At 67.8% G+C, this 255-nt stretch carries 1 protein-coding gene; it reads left to right on the top strand.

The window, feature by feature from the left end; genetic code table 11:
• Nucleotides 1-255, top strand: a 255-nt coding sequence (locus SB751_RS32845; RefSeq protein WP_410749358.1) for an efflux RND transporter permease subunit, incomplete at both ends; no start/stop codon positions are given.

Consider the following 255-nt stretch of genomic DNA (forward strand, 5'->3'; position numbering starts at 1 on the left):
GCCTCGGCCGAGCTGATGCAGGGCTTCGTGACCCAGCCGATCACCCAGGCGGTGTCGTCGGTGGAGGGCATCGACTACCTGTCCTCGTCGTCGCAGCAGGGGCGCAGCCTGATCACCTTGCGCATGGTGCTCAACCGCGATTCGACCCAGGCGCTGGCCGAGACCATGGCCAAGGTCAACCAGGTGCGCTACCGCCTGCCGGAAAAGGCCTACGACCCGGTGGTGGAGCTGTCGGCAGGCGACTCCACCGCCGTG

The organism is Cupriavidus sp. SIMBA_020 (genome assembly GCF_046535395.1).
GTDB lineage: Bacteria > Pseudomonadota > Gammaproteobacteria > Burkholderiales > Burkholderiaceae > Cupriavidus > Cupriavidus campinensis.